This window comes from Streptomyces sp. NPDC096205, assembly GCF_044763135.1.
Classification (GTDB): Bacteria; Actinomycetota; Actinomycetes; order Streptomycetales; family Streptomycetaceae; genus Streptomyces.
In genome coordinates, this window is the sequence record NZ_JBIWFS010000013.1 from 1 (window position 1) to 16,764 (window position 16,764).

General features: G+C 69.7%; 12 protein-coding genes and 2 pseudogenes. 7 read left to right on the forward strand and 7 right to left on the reverse strand.

Translation table 11 applies throughout. From position 1 onward, the window contains the following. Positions 1 to 90: 90 nt before the first annotated feature. Positions 91 to 2,316 (reverse strand): MMPL family transporter, encoded by a 2,226-nt coding sequence (locus ACIQ6Y_RS37115; RefSeq protein WP_404046674.1) that lies wholly within the window; start codon positions 2,314 to 2,316, stop codon positions 91 to 93. Between the two features lie 236 nt (positions 2,317 to 2,552). Here ACIQ6Y_RS37115 and ACIQ6Y_RS37120 point away from each other — a divergent pair, with 236 nt between their 5' ends. The 3 genes and pseudogenes from ACIQ6Y_RS37120 to ACIQ6Y_RS37130 all read left to right on the forward strand — a co-directional run. After that, positions 2,553 to 3,125: a hypothetical protein gene (locus ACIQ6Y_RS37120; protein WP_404046677.1), complete on the forward strand. Its 573-nt coding sequence runs from the start codon at positions 2,553 to 2,555 to the stop codon at positions 3,123 to 3,125. Positions 3,126 to 4,155: 1,030 nt separating this feature from the next. Beyond that, entirely contained in the window at positions 4,156 to 4,704 is a 549-nt protein-coding gene (locus ACIQ6Y_RS37125) for a squalene/phytoene synthase family protein (RefSeq protein ID WP_404046993.1), read from the forward strand. After that, positions 4,641 to 5,345, forward strand: a pseudogene (locus ACIQ6Y_RS37130) (polyprenyl synthetase family protein); the annotation flags it as partial. The gene ACIQ6Y_RS37125 and the pseudogene ACIQ6Y_RS37130, both read left to right, overlap by 64 nt. 75 nt (positions 5,346 to 5,420) lie before the next feature. Here ACIQ6Y_RS37130 and ACIQ6Y_RS37135 read toward each other — a convergent pair. Beyond that, positions 5,421 to 5,837, reverse strand: a complete 417-nt coding sequence (locus ACIQ6Y_RS37135; protein WP_404046995.1) for a DUF6207 family protein — start codon at positions 5,835 to 5,837, stop codon at positions 5,421 to 5,423. A 992-nt stretch (positions 5,838 to 6,829) separates the two neighbouring features. Between ACIQ6Y_RS37135 and ACIQ6Y_RS37140 the strand changes: the two genes are divergently transcribed. After that, complete coding sequence (locus ACIQ6Y_RS37140; protein ID WP_404046998.1) at positions 6,830 to 7,486, forward strand: type 1 glutamine amidotransferase; 657 nt, start codon at positions 6,830 to 6,832, stop codon at positions 7,484 to 7,486. 243 nt (positions 7,487 to 7,729) lie between these two features. Here the strand turns inward: ACIQ6Y_RS37140 and ACIQ6Y_RS37145 are convergent. Both ACIQ6Y_RS37145 and ACIQ6Y_RS37150 read right to left on the reverse strand, forming a co-directional pair. Continuing rightward, a pseudogene (locus tag ACIQ6Y_RS37145) lies at positions 7,730 to 8,456 on the reverse strand (transposase). 59 nt (positions 8,457 to 8,515) lie between these two features. Continuing rightward, a complete protein-coding gene (locus ACIQ6Y_RS37150; protein ID WP_404046680.1) occupies positions 8,516 to 9,514 on the reverse strand; it encodes a hypothetical protein in 999 nt (332 codons plus the stop codon). Between the two features lie 233 nt (positions 9,515 to 9,747). On the opposite strand from ACIQ6Y_RS37150, the gene ACIQ6Y_RS37155 reads away from it, so the two are divergent. Beyond that, positions 9,748 to 9,891: a hypothetical protein gene (locus tag ACIQ6Y_RS37155; protein ID WP_404046683.1), complete on the forward strand. Its 144-nt coding sequence runs from the start codon at positions 9,748 to 9,750 to the stop codon at positions 9,889 to 9,891. Positions 9,892 to 10,050: 159 nt separating this feature from the next. Here the strand turns inward: ACIQ6Y_RS37155 and ACIQ6Y_RS37160 are convergent, their stop codons facing one another. Further along, entirely contained in the window at positions 10,051 to 10,869 is an 819-nt protein-coding gene (locus ACIQ6Y_RS37160) for a serine hydrolase (protein ID WP_404046686.1), read from the reverse strand. A gap of 206 nt (positions 10,870 to 11,075) precedes the next feature. On the opposite strand from ACIQ6Y_RS37160, the gene ACIQ6Y_RS37165 reads away from it, so the two are divergent. Next, positions 11,076 to 11,426 carry a hypothetical protein gene (locus ACIQ6Y_RS37165; RefSeq protein ID WP_404046689.1) on the forward strand — a complete coding sequence of 117 codons (351 nt, stop codon included), beginning with the start codon at positions 11,076 to 11,078 and terminating at the stop codon, positions 11,424 to 11,426. Between the two features lie 1,061 nt (positions 11,427 to 12,487). Here ACIQ6Y_RS37165 and ACIQ6Y_RS37170 read toward each other — a convergent pair. Both ACIQ6Y_RS37170 and ACIQ6Y_RS37175 read right to left on the reverse strand, forming a co-directional pair. Then, positions 12,488 to 13,150, reverse strand: coding sequence for a response regulator (locus ACIQ6Y_RS37170; RefSeq protein WP_404046692.1), 663 nt, complete (start codon positions 13,148 to 13,150; stop codon positions 12,488 to 12,490). Further along, the gene (locus ACIQ6Y_RS37175) at positions 13,125 to 14,297 is read right to left on the reverse strand and encodes a sensor histidine kinase (RefSeq protein WP_404046695.1); all 1,173 of its coding nucleotides are present in this window, start codon (positions 14,295 to 14,297) and stop codon (positions 13,125 to 13,127) included. The genes ACIQ6Y_RS37170 and ACIQ6Y_RS37175 overlap by 26 nt, the downstream gene beginning before the upstream one ends. Before the next feature lie 175 nt (positions 14,298 to 14,472). Here ACIQ6Y_RS37175 and ACIQ6Y_RS37180 point away from each other — a divergent pair, with 175 nt between their 5' ends. After that, entirely contained in the window at positions 14,473 to 16,743 is a 2,271-nt protein-coding gene (locus ACIQ6Y_RS37180; RefSeq protein ID WP_404046698.1) for an MMPL family transporter, read from the forward strand. Positions 16,744 to 16,764 lie beyond the last annotated feature (21 nt).

The window sequence follows — 16,764 nt, forward strand, 5'->3', positions numbered from 1 at the left end:
GGAGTCGACGCGGAGCGTCGGCGAGTGACGACAACGCGGCAGATGTGCGTGCCAGACCCCGCGACGCCGGCATGATCCAAACGACAGGCCCTAGGTCTTCTGGCGCACGTCTTGCGACTCGGACAGGTCGCCGTGCTGGTGGGGTGAGCTGCTCTGAGCCGGCAGCTGTGGATGCGAACGGCGGCGCGGAGACGGCAGCCACCAGTTGTAACGACCGAGCAGCTGCATCAGCGCCGGCATGAGCAACAGGCGCACCACGGTGGCGTCCAGGGTGATGGCGATGGCGAGGGCGAGGCAGAACTGCCGCATCTGTGCGCTGTCGATGACGAGGAAGGAGAGGAAGGTGAGGACCATGATCACGGCGGCCAGGGAGATCGGGGTGGCGGTGCGGGCCAGGCCGCGGGCGACCGCTGCCGTGTTGTCACCGCACTGCAGATAGTGCTCGCGCATGCGGCGGACGAGGAACAGCTCGTAGTCCAGCGACAGGGCGAACAGCAACACGAAGGTGAGCAGCGGCACATAGTGGTTCACCACGGGTGGGCCGTCGCTGAGCCACGGAGTCGCCAGGTGCAGCAGGCCGAAGGAGGCCGCCGCCACCACGATGTTGGCGAGGACGGCCTTGACCGGAAGGATCAGGCTGCGGAACGCGACCAGCAGAAAGACCAGGGCGCCGCCGAGCAGACACACGGTGATGGGAACGATGTTGCCGTCCACAGCGGCACGTTGGTCGAGCATGACGACCGGCGCTCCGCCGACCACCGCTTGCTGATCCGGTGGCAGCGAGGTCGGCAGGATGTCCGTACGCAGTCGGTCGACGAGAGCCTCGGTGCTCGGCGAGTCGAGTGTGCTGCGGGGGAGGACCAGAATGCTCGTGGTGTCGCGCCCGTTGCCGATGGGCACACTCGCCGCGACGCCGGGATCGTCCGCAAGGGCACCCATCAGGACACCGAGGCCGGGAAGGGTGGACTGGCCGGGATGCGGCAGCACCACCATGAGCGTCGCTGCGGCCCCCGGCTGGCGGGTGCGTTCCAGTTGGTCGAGGGCGACGCCCGCCGGAGTGGTGGCGAGCGCCTGCCGGTCGAACTCGAAACCGGTTCGCAGCCCCGCCGCCGGCACGGCTGCAAGGCCGAGGCAGCAGACCGCGGCCAGGGTGTAGCGCCACGGATGACGCATGAGGTGCCGCGCCCAGCGCTCCCACATTTCGCCGCCCGGCGTGGCGTCGGCGCCGGCGCCCGCGCCGGCGATCAGGCGCTCGGGCCATTGCGCCGCCAACGCGGGTACCAGCGTGAGGGCGGCCAGGAGCGTGGCCGCGGTGACCGTGATGACTCCGAGCGCGCAGTTGCGGACCAGAGGGATGCCCACCACCAGCAGGCTGGCTGCACCGGCGATCACTGTCACCGCCGAGTAGGCAAGGGTCTTTCCCGCTGTCGCGACGGCCCGCTCCACCGCTTCGGTGCCGCTCGCGCCCGCGGCGAACGCCTCACGTGTGCGCATCACCAGCAGCAAGGCATAGTCGAGGCCGATACCCAGGCCCACCGCGGACGTCACGGCCACGGTCAGCAGGTCCGCGGACTGGCCGCCCGGCACCAGCGACAGACCCGCGAGCGTCACCGCGACCGCCCCGCCGGCCACCGTGAGCGGTAGCAGCGCCTGCAGGGGCCTGCGCAGCACGAGGATCAGAGCGATCAGGCCGGCACCCAGGGCGAGAGCCTCGGCAAGCCTGAGAGACGGTGTGATCGCGTCCTGCATCTGGCTGACGGCGGCCGTCAGCCCCAGCACATTCGCCTCCACGTCGCCGTTGGAGGCTTCCTCGGCGGCCCGCGACGCGGCCTGCTGCTGCGCGGCACTGTGCGCCTGACGCTCGCCCTGGGTTCCGGAGAGGGCCACCATCCGATAGGTGGTGCGCGGGGAAGCGGCATCGGTGGAGACCGCCGGCAGGTCGGTGATGTCCTTCACGCCTCGCGTCGCCGCCAGTGCCGCCACGACCCGTTGCACAGTGCGCTGATAGGTCGGGCTTTCCACCGGGACCGTACGGGAATGGAACACGACGACCGCCTGCTCCGTACCCAGCTCCGGAAACGCCCGGGAGAGAATGTGGGCGGCGCGCTCGGAATCCGAGCCGGGAGCCAGCAAGGGCGGCACGGACAAAGAGCTCGACAGCCCTGGAAGAAACAAGGCCGCCAGTGCGACCGCGGCGACCCATCCGGCGATGACCACCCGCCGAACACGCACCACGCGTACCGCGAATCCTATAGCCAGACGGTCACTTGCGGATGTCCTGGCCAGAGCATCGAAGTTCTTGCTGTCGTGCGGCATTGAATCGGGCACGCCCCTCTTTCGGAATTCCGTCCCCCTGACCGGGGCGTACCGCGGACAGAGCTCCGCCCCAAACGAGTGGACCACCGGCAGGGGGCCAGCGTAGATCCCACGATTTCCTAAAACTCTAGGGCAGAAAGGACAGTGAAATCCAAGCGCCAGTCCAGGCGCGTACACACGGCCCAGATTGGGGAAATGTGAATACCATTCGAACGAGCACGGTGGCCGCTCATGGAATGCGGAACCGGATTGTCCTCGCCGCTGCCGCGGTGCTCGCAGTGGGCGCCTCGGTGCTCTCCCCGCACCCCGCCGCCCAAGCAGCCGCGCCGCATGCCGTCCGCGCCGGCACCGTACTCGCCTGCGACGGACACACCGCTCCCGGCGCCCCCGTCACCATCCAGCCAGCTCTGAGCTCACGCGAGAAGTCCACCACGGTACGCGGGAAGCTGCTGCTCGACCGCTGTGTTTCCCCCAACGGGTCGGTCCGCGGCATCCGTTCAGGCGTCGTCACCTTCAACCTGTCCGGCAAGGCGAGCTGCACCACCGCGCGCGACGTCTCGGGAGGAGGCAGGGTCACCTGGTACAGCAGCGGAGACCGCACGGGCAGGCCGACGGGCACCTCCGTGCTCGACTCGCGCGGACCGCGCAGCTGGGCGCCCGGAGCCGCGCTGCCGACCATCGTCGTCCGGTCGGGCACCCTGGCGGGCCGGACCATTACGGCCGGCCCGGTCGGCATGCCGCGCATGCTCAAGTGCTCCACCCGCGGCATCGGCTCACTGTCCGGTGCCTTCTGGGCACGAGCCAGCTGACGCCGCCGGGCGTCCGATGTCCCCGCAGTGCCTTGGTGCGACTGAGCACCCCAGGGAATCCGGGGAGTTCAGCCCGAAGACCCCCACCTGCGGGAGGCGGCCGGGCGTCCGACAGGCCGACGATGTGGCCGGCACTGCTTTCACCGAGCGATGACGCACGGTTTCATGAGAGCCGAGGGGAGGTCTCCCTCGGCTACTCCATCATGCTCACTACCGGCCGCCGTGAGACCACGGTGAAGATCGACAAGTAATGCGGTTCTGCCGGCGACATGGCGCGGTGGCCCCGCCCGCGAGTTCAGTGCCGGGGAAGGGCAACGCCCCTGCCAGTGGCACGATGGACCACTTCCGTCTTCCCTCCGACAACAGGGCCGCCTGACGTACGAGTTGGAGCACGCCGTCGAAGGCTGCGCCAGGGTTGCGCACCGGTGGTACACCACCCGGTCCGACTGTTCCAGCTCCCATCCGTGCTGCTGCACGCCCGCCTCGCCACCCTTCCGGGGCAATGACCGGTCCCCGGCCGGCGAGGATCGTTGTTGACGAAGCGGACTTCATCTTCCGGTGCCGTGTGGTGCCCAAGAGCGTTACGGCACCCGGGACTGCCGGCACGCCGACCAGGGTGTACTTGACGGCTGGAGCAGGTGGCGGCACCGGCCGGCGTCGGCAGCGGCGGAGGCCCTGGAGAACCTCACGAAACGCGGGAAGCGGAGGAGGGGTAACGGTGTGGATTCGGCGATGGCTGGACGCGGCAGGGATCACTGATCCTGTACTGCGGCGGTTACAGCGCCTGTGCGCGCCAGGGCTCCGCCCTGAGTGAAGTCCACGGCGTGATCTGCGTGACGTGTTCGCCGCTCCCTGTGCGTGTGCATCTTCCCGCGCTCGGATGGATGCTCCTCAAGGCTGATAGGCGAGCGGACAGTGGACCGGTGGAGATGCGCTTGGAGCGGTTCGGTGGGCTGCGTCGTTCACCGGGTTCGCCACGTTCGAGGAGTTCCGGCAGTCTGCTCGCAGTACTACGGGCGGCCCGCTGCGTCTGTTCTTTGCGACGTCGACACCGCTGGGCGCCGATTTCGACCCGTTGGCGAACGAGTGGGGCGAAGTGCTCCAGCTGGGCGACAACCTGGTTGACCTGGCTGAGGACCTGGCCGATGGCCAGCTGCGTCTGCCGCTGGAGGACCTCGACCGCTTCGGTGTCGACCGTGCGGACCTGCTCGCCAGGCGATGGACCCGCGCCATCAGCGAGCTCATCGCGTTCGAGGTTGCGCAAGTCCCTGCCGCCGCAGGGAGCGATCGTCGAAGTGAGCCTGGCCGCGCGGCGGCTGGTTGTGCCCTGCTGACCCACAGTCAATCCCCCTCACCGTCCATGGAAAGAGAGCACGAGTGTCAACCGATGTCACACCGGGCACCGTCCTCCCGGCCACCGCTTTGGACGAGGAGACCATCCCGAGGCTGGTGGAAACCGAACTACGCCGCCGGGTCGGCAGCGGCCAGGACGTGCTGGAGGTTGCCTGCCTGGACATGCTCTTCCCTTCCGGCAAGCTGCTGCGGCCGAAACTGTGCATGTGGTCAGCCGCCGCCGTAGGTGGCGGCAGCGAGCTACTCACCCCGTTCGCCGCCGGCCTGGAGTACGTACACGTCGCCTCTTTGATCCACGACGACATCATCGACTGGGCTCCCACTCGCCGCGGCCGGGCCTCCACCATGAAGCACTTCGGTGTCTGCGAGGCGCTGCTGTCCGGAGACAACCTGGCCGTCACCGGATATGCCGCGATGCTCGCCCAGTCCGACGCCGGCGTGCCGGTCGAGCGAGTGGCGCGGGCGACCCGGTTCACGATCGAGGCGATCGGGCGCGCGGTCAGAGCGGGGCGGCGGGAGGTCCTGGCCCGTGAGGACCTGAACTACCCGCAATCGCGGGCGTGGGAGATCATCGCGGGTAAGACCGCGGCCCTGACCAGCTCCGCCAGCCAGGGCGGAGCGATCCTCGCCGGAGCCGCCGAAGGCCACATCGAGGCGTTGTGCCTCTTTGGCGAGGCGTTGGGCACGGCCTTCCAGATCCGCGACGACCTCCTGCCCTACACCACCACGACTGCCAGTGCGCTCAGCGATGTCGCCGACCGGCAGCCCACCCTGCCCGTACTCCTGGCCCGCGAGTCCGCCAAAGAGAGCGACCGCCGGATGCTGAGGGACGCCTTCCACGAGGCTGCCACGGACCCGGCCACCGCACATCAGCAGATCAACGACATCCTGCGCCGAACTGATCGGCGGCCCGGGACGGCCTGCTGCTCGACATCACCGATGTCATGCCCGGCGAGGTCGATACCGGCGTCGCGCTGCCCACCGAGCTGGGCAGTTCGGCGTCGGCGGCCGGGCCGTGTACGACCCACGTCCCGGCGAGCTGACGCATTTCGATTGGGCTGGCGACACGCCCTGAGCAGCAAGTACGTGACACACCGGTCTGCCAGTCACAGTGAGCGGATGCGGCAGGCTCGCGGAGTGCTGCCCGTCGGCTGTCTGGTTCAGGTCGGGGTAGCAGCGCAGCCGGATGCCGGGTTCGCCGGGTTCTCGGTAGGTGCGGTTGGCGGGCGCGAGGGCGCAGTGGGCGGCGAGGAGGTCATGAATGGCGAGGGCGGTCTGCTCGTCGGGGGCGGCGGCTTCCACCACGGCCAGGCCCGCCGTGGCCACATGCGTGTCACTGATCTGCCTCATGCCCGCCATGACGTGCTGGGGGCACGGCGGTTCCGCGGCCGGCCGGTGTTCACCCGTCCGAGGCGGGTATTTGTGTGTCGGCGGCGCCGCGCGCGCCCGGCTGCGTTACGCCTGGCGTTGCGCTGGCCGCTGCGTCCGCAGGATGGTTCGGGGTTGCGCCGGATGACCCGCACCCTTCGGCCGAGGCTCTCGACAGGGCAGGTAGCGGCCTGTGCGCAGGTGATCGGGTCGCTAACATCCCTTGTACGCGTCCTGCGCCCTCCTGGATCTGGGAAGAGAAACGGGGGAGGGCGGGCGTGACCGCCGGACAGGGCGGGGCGGCGGCTTCCTCGACGCGCGTCTGCGGGGCCACACGCGTACTCGGCCGCTGGGAGCGGTTCGAGCGGGTGCCCGCGCTTGGGCGAGAGTGCGATTGATGGCGAGTTGGGTCGGTGTGGCTGTCCGCCGGGCGGTCGATGTCCTGCGCCGCAGCGGTCATGGGTCGACCGCTTTCATGATCTACCGTCTCTGGCCGCTCCAGCGGGGGGCGGCGCGCTCCGCAGTAGTGGGGAGACAGCAGGTGACCACCCGACTCAGTGATCACTTCCCAGCCACCAAGTGCCGCAGGGCGAGCGGTCAGCCGTACCGGCGCGGCACGAGGCGCAGGTACGCCGCCAGGCTGGGCGCTGCGGGGCGTGTGCCCGGACGTGGCGTGCACGCGACAGGAGCTCGGTGCGCGGCGGGAACAAGACCGGGCCGCTGTTCGTCTCGCCCTGCGGCCATCAGTCACGGCAAGCACCGTTGCAGTACTCGGGCGCATTCGAGGCACTTCAGCTGGAACGAATCCTCCTGCTGTACGACGGTGTGGAGAACCTGTAGAACGCTACGTACACCGATTTCGTGGCACTGGACTGACCTCGCCTGGAGGCTCAAGAGTGGTTTCCGCTCCGCACCGTACCGAAGGGGTCGGCGACCAGGCCGTGCTCGTGGTGCAGAACACGCGGTTGGGGGGTCCGGGGCGGATGGGCGTCTGGCTGCGGGAAGCGGGGGTGCGCCTGGACGTCGTACGGGCCTACGCCGGCGAACCGCTGCCCGTACGGCTGGGACCGCGGGCCCTGGTCGTCCTCGGTGGCGGCTTTTTGCCCTGGGAGGACGAGCGGGCGCCCTGGCTGCCTGGCGTGCGCCGCCTCATCGGCCAGGCACTCCAGGACGGCAACCCGATGCTGGGTGTATGCCTGGGCGGTCAGCTGCTCGCTCATGTGGCCGGTGGTACGGTGCGGGCCCGGCACGGTGAACCGGAGTTCGGAAGCACGCCGATCCGGCTGCGCGCCGCCGCCCACGACGACCCTCTCTTCGGCGGCCTGCCGGCAGTGACATCCGCCATCGAGCACCACGTCGACGCCGTGACCGAACTCCCGCCGGGCGCGGTATGGCTCGCGGAGAGCGAGCGCTGCCGGCACCAGGCCTTCCGCGTGGGGGATGCCGCGTGGGGTGTGCAGTTCCATCCGGAGGCGACAGCCGAGCGGATCCGCTGCTGGGACCGGCAACGGCTGCGCGAGCAGGGCGTCGACCCGGACGAACTGTACGCACGGGCGTTGACTGACGAACCGGCATCGACAGCCGCCTGGAACGCCTTCACCCACCGCTTCGCCCTGCACGTCATCAGCGCGGGTCCATAGCGCGCCTCGCTGTTCGGCGGTGAGCAGGCAGTCGTCCACGCTGCCCCAGACAACGGGGCGCCGTCGGGTTGGGGCTCGGCTGCGGACCCGGTTCAGGTCGGATACAGGTCGTCGGCGGCGTGCACGGAATCGCTCCGCACACCACGAGTTCCTCGCAGAGCTGACAAGCCGTCCCCTTGCGGTGCTTGGCTCGGCGGGGATGGCGATTTGTTACGCCAGTCTGAGAGAGCATCTGATCAACGTTCAGGCTGTTGTGGCGGTCATGTCCGTTTCGATTCGCCAGGATGGGGCGGATTCTCCCGTCAGTTCGCGGGACATTTTGTCAGCCATCGCCCAGTGGATCATTGCCCGGGATCTCTGGGGCAGGGCCTCGTAGTCCCGTGCCAGCCGGCGGTGGTGCATCAGCCATCCGAAGGTTCGCTCGATCACCCAGCGCTTGCGAAGCGGCTCGAACCCCTTCGCCCGGCTCCGCTGCACGACCTCGACGTCGATGCCGTAGCCGGCACCGTGGTTGAAGATGCTGCTCTGGTATCCGCCATCGGCCCAGACCTTGTTTGCGTCCTTTGATCTTCTTGCCGGCGTCGATGCCTTGGCTGGTCTCGGCCACGTTCGCCGAGGTCTTCACGCTCTGCGCGTCGACCACGGCTGCGGTTGGCTTGGGGCTGCGGCCGTGGGCTCGGCGGGCCTTGTCGCGTAACAGGTCGTGGACCTGCTGGGTGGTGCCGTCGGCTTCCCACTTCGCGTAGTAGTCGTAGGCGGTCTTGTACGGCGGGAAGTCATGGGGGAGGTACTCCCACGGGATGCCGGTGCGGTTGACGTAGAGGATCGCGTTGACGATCTCTCGCAGATCATGCACGCGGGCCGCTGTGCCCGGCCCGGTTCGCCTCGCCCGCCAGGCGGTGAAGACCGGCTCGATCAGAGCCCAGCGGGCATCGGACACATCACTGCGGTACGGACGGCGATCACTCACACACGGTGCAACGACCACCAACGCCACCGGTCACACAAACATCCCAGAGCACCAACTACCTAGATCAGGTGCCCTCTGAGGGATGAGGTGCCGATGCCGGTCGGGCCGGTGGGGAGGGTGGTGGGGGCCTTTCGGGGTTGGGTGGGGAGGCGGAGGCCGGTGCCTTCGAGTTGGCGTCGTCTGAGCCATTCGTGGGCGGCGCCGATGATGTACCTCATCCACCGCAGGAGCGTGGTGAGGGCCTGGCGCTGTGGCGCGTTCACGTTGTGGTGTTCCAGCATCGCCGGGATCTCGCGGGAGGCGAGGCTCTCGAAGCGGCGCAGCCGCGCGGTGGCCAGGTTGTTGAGGAGTTCACCGGCCCGTTGAGGGTCGCTATGGCCGTCGGGGCCGAGGAAACGCTGGACGACGGTGACGCCGTTGTTGAACGCGGCGATGGTGTGTGCCTCGCCGGCGTAGACCAGGGTGTCGCACTGGAAGGCCACGGCCTCGGCGAAGATGTCCGATACCTCGCGCAGCTGCCAGGTGTCGAAGATGTCCTCAGGTGGGAGGTCGGGGCCCACCCAGTGGCGCAGTAGGTCCTCGGTCCACTTGAAGCCGAACGTGCCGACGCGCTGCGCGCTGTATTCACCGAGGTCGGGGACCCGGCTGTGGACCGCGTTCCACAGCTCCTGCGGGTAACGGTCGCAGTACTCGCTCATGTTGCGGCGCAGCCGGACGCGCAGTTCTCGGGGCATGGCGGGGGCGATCCTGCGCCACAGGTCGGCCAGGCCCCGTTCGGCGGGATTGGCCGGCGGAGGGGTGCCGGCCGGTGACCCGGGCGTTTCGAGCGGCATGAACAAGGCCAGTCGGGAGGCGAACCGCTGCGCGCCGGGCAGGTCGCGGCGGGTGCGGTAGTGGACGTCGAAGTAGTCGGTGACGTAGTAGGCCATTAGATGCCACTGGCTTGCCTGGTCGAGCTGTTCATCCGTCACCTCGGGGTGCGACATGCCGCCGAATCGCGCGTACTCCATCGCGTCGACCTGAGCCTCGTCCCACACCGTGCCGTCCAGCATCCCCATGCGGCGCCCCCACTCCTTGGCGCGTCGGCTCGCGGGGCCGAGACGTGGGTCGACGGGGCAGGGGTAGGGAGCGTAGATCGGCGGTGGCTGGTAAGCGTCGGAGTGCCGCGCCGGGAGCGTCGGGGGAGCCGGTGGGGTCGGGAGCATTGCCATGGTGCTTCCTGCCGTTTGCGAAGCGGAATCAGGCGTGATCTTCCCCGGCCGACGGCGGGAATAAGCGGGGGCGGCCGGTTGTGACGAAGCGCGGGTGGACGTCGGGGGCGCTCGCCGTCGCGTTCGCGCCGTTCGTCTCCGACCGCTTCGGCACCGCGTTCGCGACACGTACGGTGCTGCCTCATCGGGCCGGCCGCCGCCTTCCGCTGCGCTGCTCGGCATAGGTCTGTGCTTCGTCGTCCTGCTGGCGTTGGTCGCACGCACTCGGTATGTCGGCCGTTCAGCCGTGAGCCGGAGCCGTTCTTCCGTTCGCCTTGAGCAGACAGCTCGACTGCTACTGCCTCGACCGTGCCCTTTGGCCGGGTGACGACCGGCTGCGCCGGTCAGGGGCGCTGTTCGAAGGTGTGCCGGAGTGCCCAGATGCGGGCGGAGATGCGTGCCAGTATGCGGGCGGCCGGGTCGTGGACGGCGTGGCCGGTGGCGAGGGGGCCGGTGTAGCAGACGGCGATGGCGTAGGGGTCCGCGTCAGGGGGTCGGACGATGGCCGCGCTGTGGCGGACACCAGGGATCCAGCCGTTTTTGAAGACGACGGCAGTGCCGTGGGGGAGCCCTGCGGCCAGGTCGACGCGGTGGACGTTGTGGGCGAGCTCGTCCAGCAGGGGGCGGGGGAGCCGCCACAGCAGTGTGACGAGATCTTCGGCGGTGACCAGGTTGGTGATTCCGGCCTTTTGGGCGGCGATGTCCTGGAAGCCGCGGCCGACGATGCTGTGCCGGGCGCCGGCCAGCCGCCAGACGTCGTTGACGGCCGCGGTGCCTACGCGTTCGAGGAGGGTGTTCGCGGCGAGGTTGGACGAGTGGGCGATCATCTGCCTCGCGAGCCACCCAAGGCGTACCTGCCGGCCGAGCCGGCTCCAGCAGGCGTGATCGGTGTCCCAGTCCTCGGTGAGCGAGTAACGGGGCGCGCCAGGTACCGCTGAGGCGAAGGAGTTGACCAGCGGGACGGACTCGTCGAGGTCCAGGCCACTGCGGTGCAGCGCCGCGAGGATCGCCACCTTCATCGTGCTGGCCGCGTAGTGAGGCAGGTCCGCTTCGCGACTGACACAGGGCGGTCCGCCCTCGGTTGCTACGTGGAGCGACAGCACGGGCAGGGGGATACCCGATCCGTCAGCGGCGGAAACCGCCCGCACGCAGAGCCGCTCCATGTCCGTCCAACCGCGCGGAGGAGTGATCAACTGCTAGCCCGCCAGTCCGTCACTCGCAGTACGCGCCCTTTGAGTGCGCGGGGCGCACTTCCGTTTGACTCCCCTGGGTGATTACGGCTTGCACCGCCACAGGGAAGGCCACTGCAGCTCTCACCATCGGCTGTGGTCCGACAGAAGGACCACTCTCTCCAGGGAAGGACTTGCCCATGCGATCAGTGAGGACACGTCTGCGCCGAGCCTGCGCGGCCGCCGCCGTCATCGGGTTGCTGAGCGGCGGTGCGATGCTGAGCGCCGTTCCGGTGGCCATGGCCGCCGAGACGGACTACGAGTGTGAAGGCGGCGTGGGTCCGGACCCGGACGCGCCGCAGCCGGGGCCGGACGAGCCCACCACGGTCTACGGGTACAACTGCTACGCGTCGCCCGGTGACCCGTCCGAGGGCGTGTGGGTCTTCTCCGAGTACTACAACGACTACTGGGAGTGCGAGCGCGCGGAAACCAGCAATCGCGACGACGTCATCGGTTACAACTGCCTGCGAGAAGAGGGGGAACCCGTCTGATGCCTGGCCGCGGCACCGCGCCTCGGCGGAGCCGCCGTGCGCCTCGGCGTCGCTGCGCCGGGAGTTGGCACTGCTCAAGCCGATGCTCGTTTCCGGGGTAGGCAGGACTTGTGCGCGGGTGGTCGGGTTGCCGCCATCGCCCCCTGCAATTCTCCGTCTCGACGACAGCACCGTCTGCCCCGAGCAGTGGAACTCGGCGCGCCCACCCGATGCGGCAACCGGGCCGCCGGTCTGCCCGTCATGAGACGTTGACTGCTGGATCCGGGCAGGGCACGCGCCGTCATGAGATCGCTTCCAGGCGCGCGCGAACGGCCCTCGACGAACAGCGCCATCGTCCTGCGCCTTCGGGTACCGGAGATGATCAGGTAGTCGAACTCGCTGTCACGGGGCGGCGACTGCGCTTCTACTTCAAGGATGTGGAGGCTGACGCGCAGAGGATGCCCTCCGCTGGCAGGCGTTCTCACACGGTTTCGTTCAGGAGGTCTGTGCTCAGTGCCGGGGTTCTGGGCCGAAGGAGGACTTCTATTGCGGTAACGCTACCGTCGTCGACCGCCGCCTGGAGAACCAGCCACGGACGCTGAAGGCGGTGGTAGCGCCTGACGGCCGCACACCGGTTGTCCGCGCTTGCGTGGGCGATGGCAGGGACGTCGGCGAGTCGGCCTCTACAAGTCGGTCAGGGAGGCTGTGCTCCCTGACATTGCATCGGCTGGGCTCCGTCAGCGGAACGAATAACTCCCACTCACGATCGCCGAGTTCATGGCTACGTATCACCCGACCGTGATCCACCAACCGACGATCTTTGAAGACGGACCCTAAGGACGCGTATCGAGTCGTGATCACCGGTGGTCCTGGTGAGGTCTTTGATCCAGATCGTCGAGGCGTGCAGGTGGATACTGGCGAGGTAGCTGTCGGGAGTCTTGTCGTATCGGGTGTCTCACCGTCCCGGTTCCGGCCTCCTGGTACGTCACGCTCTGGCGCGGGTGAGGCAGTGGAGCCGACGTGAGCCGACCGGTGCATTGATGTCCGTGCGGGGACTCATGGGACATGGCCCGGCACCCGGCTCAGGTTCCGGGGAGGATACGACGCGTTTCGTAGGCCCACATCGCGATCTCGACCCGGTTGCGGGCGCCGAGTTTGGCCATCAGGCTGGCCAGATGCGTCTTCACCGTGCTGAGGCTGATGTTCAGCCCGTCGGCGATCTCGGTGTTGGTCAGCCCGCGAGCGACGGCGAGGAGCACCTGCTCCTCGCGGGCGGTGACGGGGGACACCGGCTGGTCCACGGGCCGGCCGGCGGGCAGGTCCGCGAATGCCTGGAGCAGACGGACGGTGACGCTGGGCGCGATGAGCGCCTCACCGTCGGACGCCGAGCGTACGGCCTGCGCCAGAAGGTCCGGTCCCGTGTCCTTGAGGAGGAATCCGCGGGCGCCGGCACGCAGTGAGCCGTAGACGTACTCGTCGAGGTCGAACGTGGTGATGACGACCACGGCCAGCGGGTCGGCGACGCCCGGGCCGGCGACCAGCCGGGTGGCCTCGAGCCCGTCGAGCACGGGCATGCGGATGTCGAACAGGCAGACGTCGGGGCGTAGTTCGCGGGCCAGACGTACCGCTTCCCGCCCGTCGGCGGCCTCGCCGACCACCTCGATGCCGGGCTGGGCGTTCAGCATGATCCGCAACCCGGTGCGGATGATCGTCTGGTCGTCAGCGACGAGGACCCGAATGGACACCGCTCTCGCTCCTCGCGCTCGGCAGTTCGGCTTCGACATGCCAGCCCCGGTCGGTACCCGGGCCGGCTCGTAGTGTGCCGCCGAGCAGGGTCGCGCGCTCGCGCAGTCCGGTAAGTCCGTATCCGTCGCGACCCCGGCCGGTGCGCCGGCCGTTGTCGTGCACGCTCACCCGTACCGTGTGCCGTTCCGCGGCGACCCGAACGACGAGCTCGGTCGCGTCGACCGCATGGCGCAGCGCGTTGGTCACCGACTCCTGCACGATCCGGTAAACGGCCGCGTCCACGGCCGGGGGCAGCGCGTCCAGTTCGCCGTCGAGCCCCAGGTCGACCCTGAGGCGACCACCCGGGGTGCGCACCAGGCGCTCCAGATCCGCGACTCCGGCAGGGGGCGCCAGCTCGGCGCCGACCCCGCGGTCGCGCAGCGCGGCGACCATGGCGCGCATTTCCTCCAGCGTGCGCGCCCCTTCCTCCTCGACCCCCTCCAGCGCCTCGACGGCGGCGGACGGGTCGGTGCCCGCGAGCACCCGGCCCGCCTGGGCGATGATCACCATGGCCGACACGTGGTGGGCCACCGTGTCGTGCAGTTCCCGGGCGAGCTGCTCGCGCTCGCGGGAGCGCACCTGCTCCAACTGCCGCTCGCGAGCGGTCACCCGGAACCGCACGGCGGCCCCGATCACGCCGGGCAGCAGCAGGAAGGCGAGGCCCACGACGTTCTCGAAGACCGGGGTCTCGTCCGTGACGGAACACAGCGCGCCGGCCGCGAGGATCACCGCGCCGCCCAGCACGGTCTCGCGTCCCGATCCCCACCGGGGCAGCGCGTACACGAGCACGAGCACGACCGCGCCGGTGTACAGGCCGACGGGCTCGCGCGGTGCGCCGACGAGCGAGGCCGCCGGAAGCAGGATCACCGAGCCGAACGCCAGCGTCACCATCGCCAGCGGGCGGGTCCGGCGCCACAGGGGCAGCAGGCACAGCCATACGGCGAGCACCACCGCCACCGGCCGCCACACGACGTCCTCGCGCAGGGTGGCCTCCAGCGCCACACCGGCAAGGCCCGCGGCGAGCAGCGCCCAGTCCCGCCACACCCGGGCGGGCGCGTCGGGCGGCCGGGGTTCGGTCCACAGGGTTCGCAGGTCGTCTCGGAGCACGGTTCTCAGCCTAGGGACCGTGGCGTCCCGCGCATCGGCCGAAAGGACGGGTCGTCACTCCTCCCCGGGGCCGACGGATCCGCGGCCCGCGGGCCGATGCCGTGGAGCGCCGTGGCGACGAGCCTCGGCATCGTCGGCCGTACAAGGACGGCCGACGAGGTGGTTGGAGGACCCGATGCTCTCGAAAGCCCTGTTGCGCCTGGGCGCAAGCGCCGCCCGCCATCCTTGGCGGGTGATCGCGGCATGGCTGATCGCCGCCACGCTCGCCGTCCTCACCGCCGTCGCCTTCGGCGGGCGGACCGCGGATTCGATGACCGCTCCGGGACTGGACTCCCAGCGGGCCGCGGAACTGATCGAGCGGGCAGGCACCGGCCAGGAGGGGATGACCGCCCAAGTGGTCGTCACCCCCCTCGGCGACGGTGCGACGTTCTTCGACGACGACGGCGCGCGCACCGCCCTCACGCGGCTGCGGGCCGAGGTGAAGCGGCTGCCGCACGTGCTCGGCACGAGCGACCCGGCAGGGGCGCTCGACGCGGGCGGGGACACCGCCGTGCGCGGCGGCCTCGTTTCGGCCGACGGGCGGATCGCGGTCGTCCGGGTGCAGTACCCCGACCAGAGCCGGCTGTCGGCCGAAGACCTCGACGCCCTCGTCGATCTCGGCGACCGGCTGCGCGCCGAACTGCCGCTGCGCATCGAGATGGGCGGGAACCTCTTCTACGTCTTCTCCGACCCGGACGGCGGCGTGAGCGAGCTGATCGGCCTGCTCGCCGCGGCCGCGATCCTGTTCCTGGCGTTCGGTTCGCTCGTCGCCGCCGCGCTGCCGATCGGCATGGCGGTCTTCGGGCTGACCGTCGGAGTCGCCACGATGACGGTACTGGCGGGGGTGACAGAGGTCCCCACCTTCGCACCGGTCCTGGGCAGCATGGTCGGGCTCGGAGTGGGCATCGACTACGCGCTGTTCGTGCTCGCCAGGCACCGGGAGTACCTCGCGTGCGGGCTCGATCCGCACGAGGCGGCCGGACGAGCGGTGGCAACGGCGGGGCGGCCGGTGGTCTTCGCCGGGGGCACTGTCGTCGTGTCGATCCTCGGCATGGCGGTCGCGAACGTGCCGTTCATGACGGTGGGCGGGGTTGCCGTCTCGATCGTCGTCCTGACGATGGTGCTCGCGTCTGTGACGCTGCTGCCGGCCTTCCTCGGCGCGGCGGGCCCGCGCCTGGCCCGGGCCGGCCGGATCGGCCGGGTTCTGCAGACTGGAAAGCTGGGCCGACTCGCACGGCGGCGGGACCCGGCGGCGGGCGCCGCCCACGCCGCCGGGTGGCGTCGCTGGATCGGGCACGTCAGCCGGCACCCGGTGCCGTACGCGGTCGGCGCGGCGGGGCTGCTGCTGACCGCGACGCTGCCCGTGTTCGGCCTGCGCGTCGGCCTGCCCGACGACGGCTCACTGCCTCAGAGTCGGACCGAGCGCCGCGCGTACGACCTCGTCGCCGAGGGGTTCGGCCCGGGCACCAACGGTCCCCTCGTCATCGCCGCGGACCCCACCGGTGATCCGGGAGTGCTGGACCGACTCGTCGGGGCGGTCGCGGCGGATCCGGGCATCGCATCCGTCGCGCCGACGCACATCGATCGGGCCACCGGCATCGCGACCCTCGTGGTGTTCCCGACCACCAGCCCTCAGGACAAGGCCACGGCCGACACCATCGCCCGGCTGCGCACCGACGTGCTGCCCACGGCGATCGGGCACGGCCCGGCCAGGGCCCACGTCGGCGGCGCCGCCGCGAGCCTGTCCGATGTGGGCCGACGCACCAGCCAACGCCTGCCGGTGTTCGTCGCCGCCGTGCTGGCGATGTCGTTCCTGCTGCTGATGCTGGTCTTCCGCTCGATACTCGTACCGCTCAAGGCGGTACTGCTGAATCTGCTGAGCATCGGCGCGGCCTACGGCATCATGGTCGCGGTCTTCCAGTGGGGCTGGGGAGGCGCACTCATCGGGCTGGAAGCCACGGTTCCGATCGTGTCGTTCATCCCGATGTTCCTCTTCGCCATCCTGTTCGGCCTGTCGATGGACTACGAGGTGTTCCTCCTCTCCCGCGTCCGCGAGGAGTACCTGCGCACCGGCGACAACGGCACGGCGATCGTCGAGGGCGTCTCACGCACCGCCCGGATCATCACCTCGGCCGCCCTCATCATGGTGGCGGTCTTCCTGTCCTTCGCCGTCGCCGACGACCCCTCCACCAAAATGTTCGGGCTCGGCCTGGCCACCGCGATCTTCATCGACGCCACGGTCGTACGCATGGTGCTGGTCCCGGCGACCATGACACTCCTCGGCCGGACCAACTGGTGGCTGCCGAAGTGGCTGGACCGGATGCTTCCCCGCGGCCCGGTCGGCACCGACGACACCGACGCGGAATCCACGGGTGAAGCCCCGCGAGCACGGCTGGTTGACCGTTGACTCAACTCCTGCCCGCCCTTG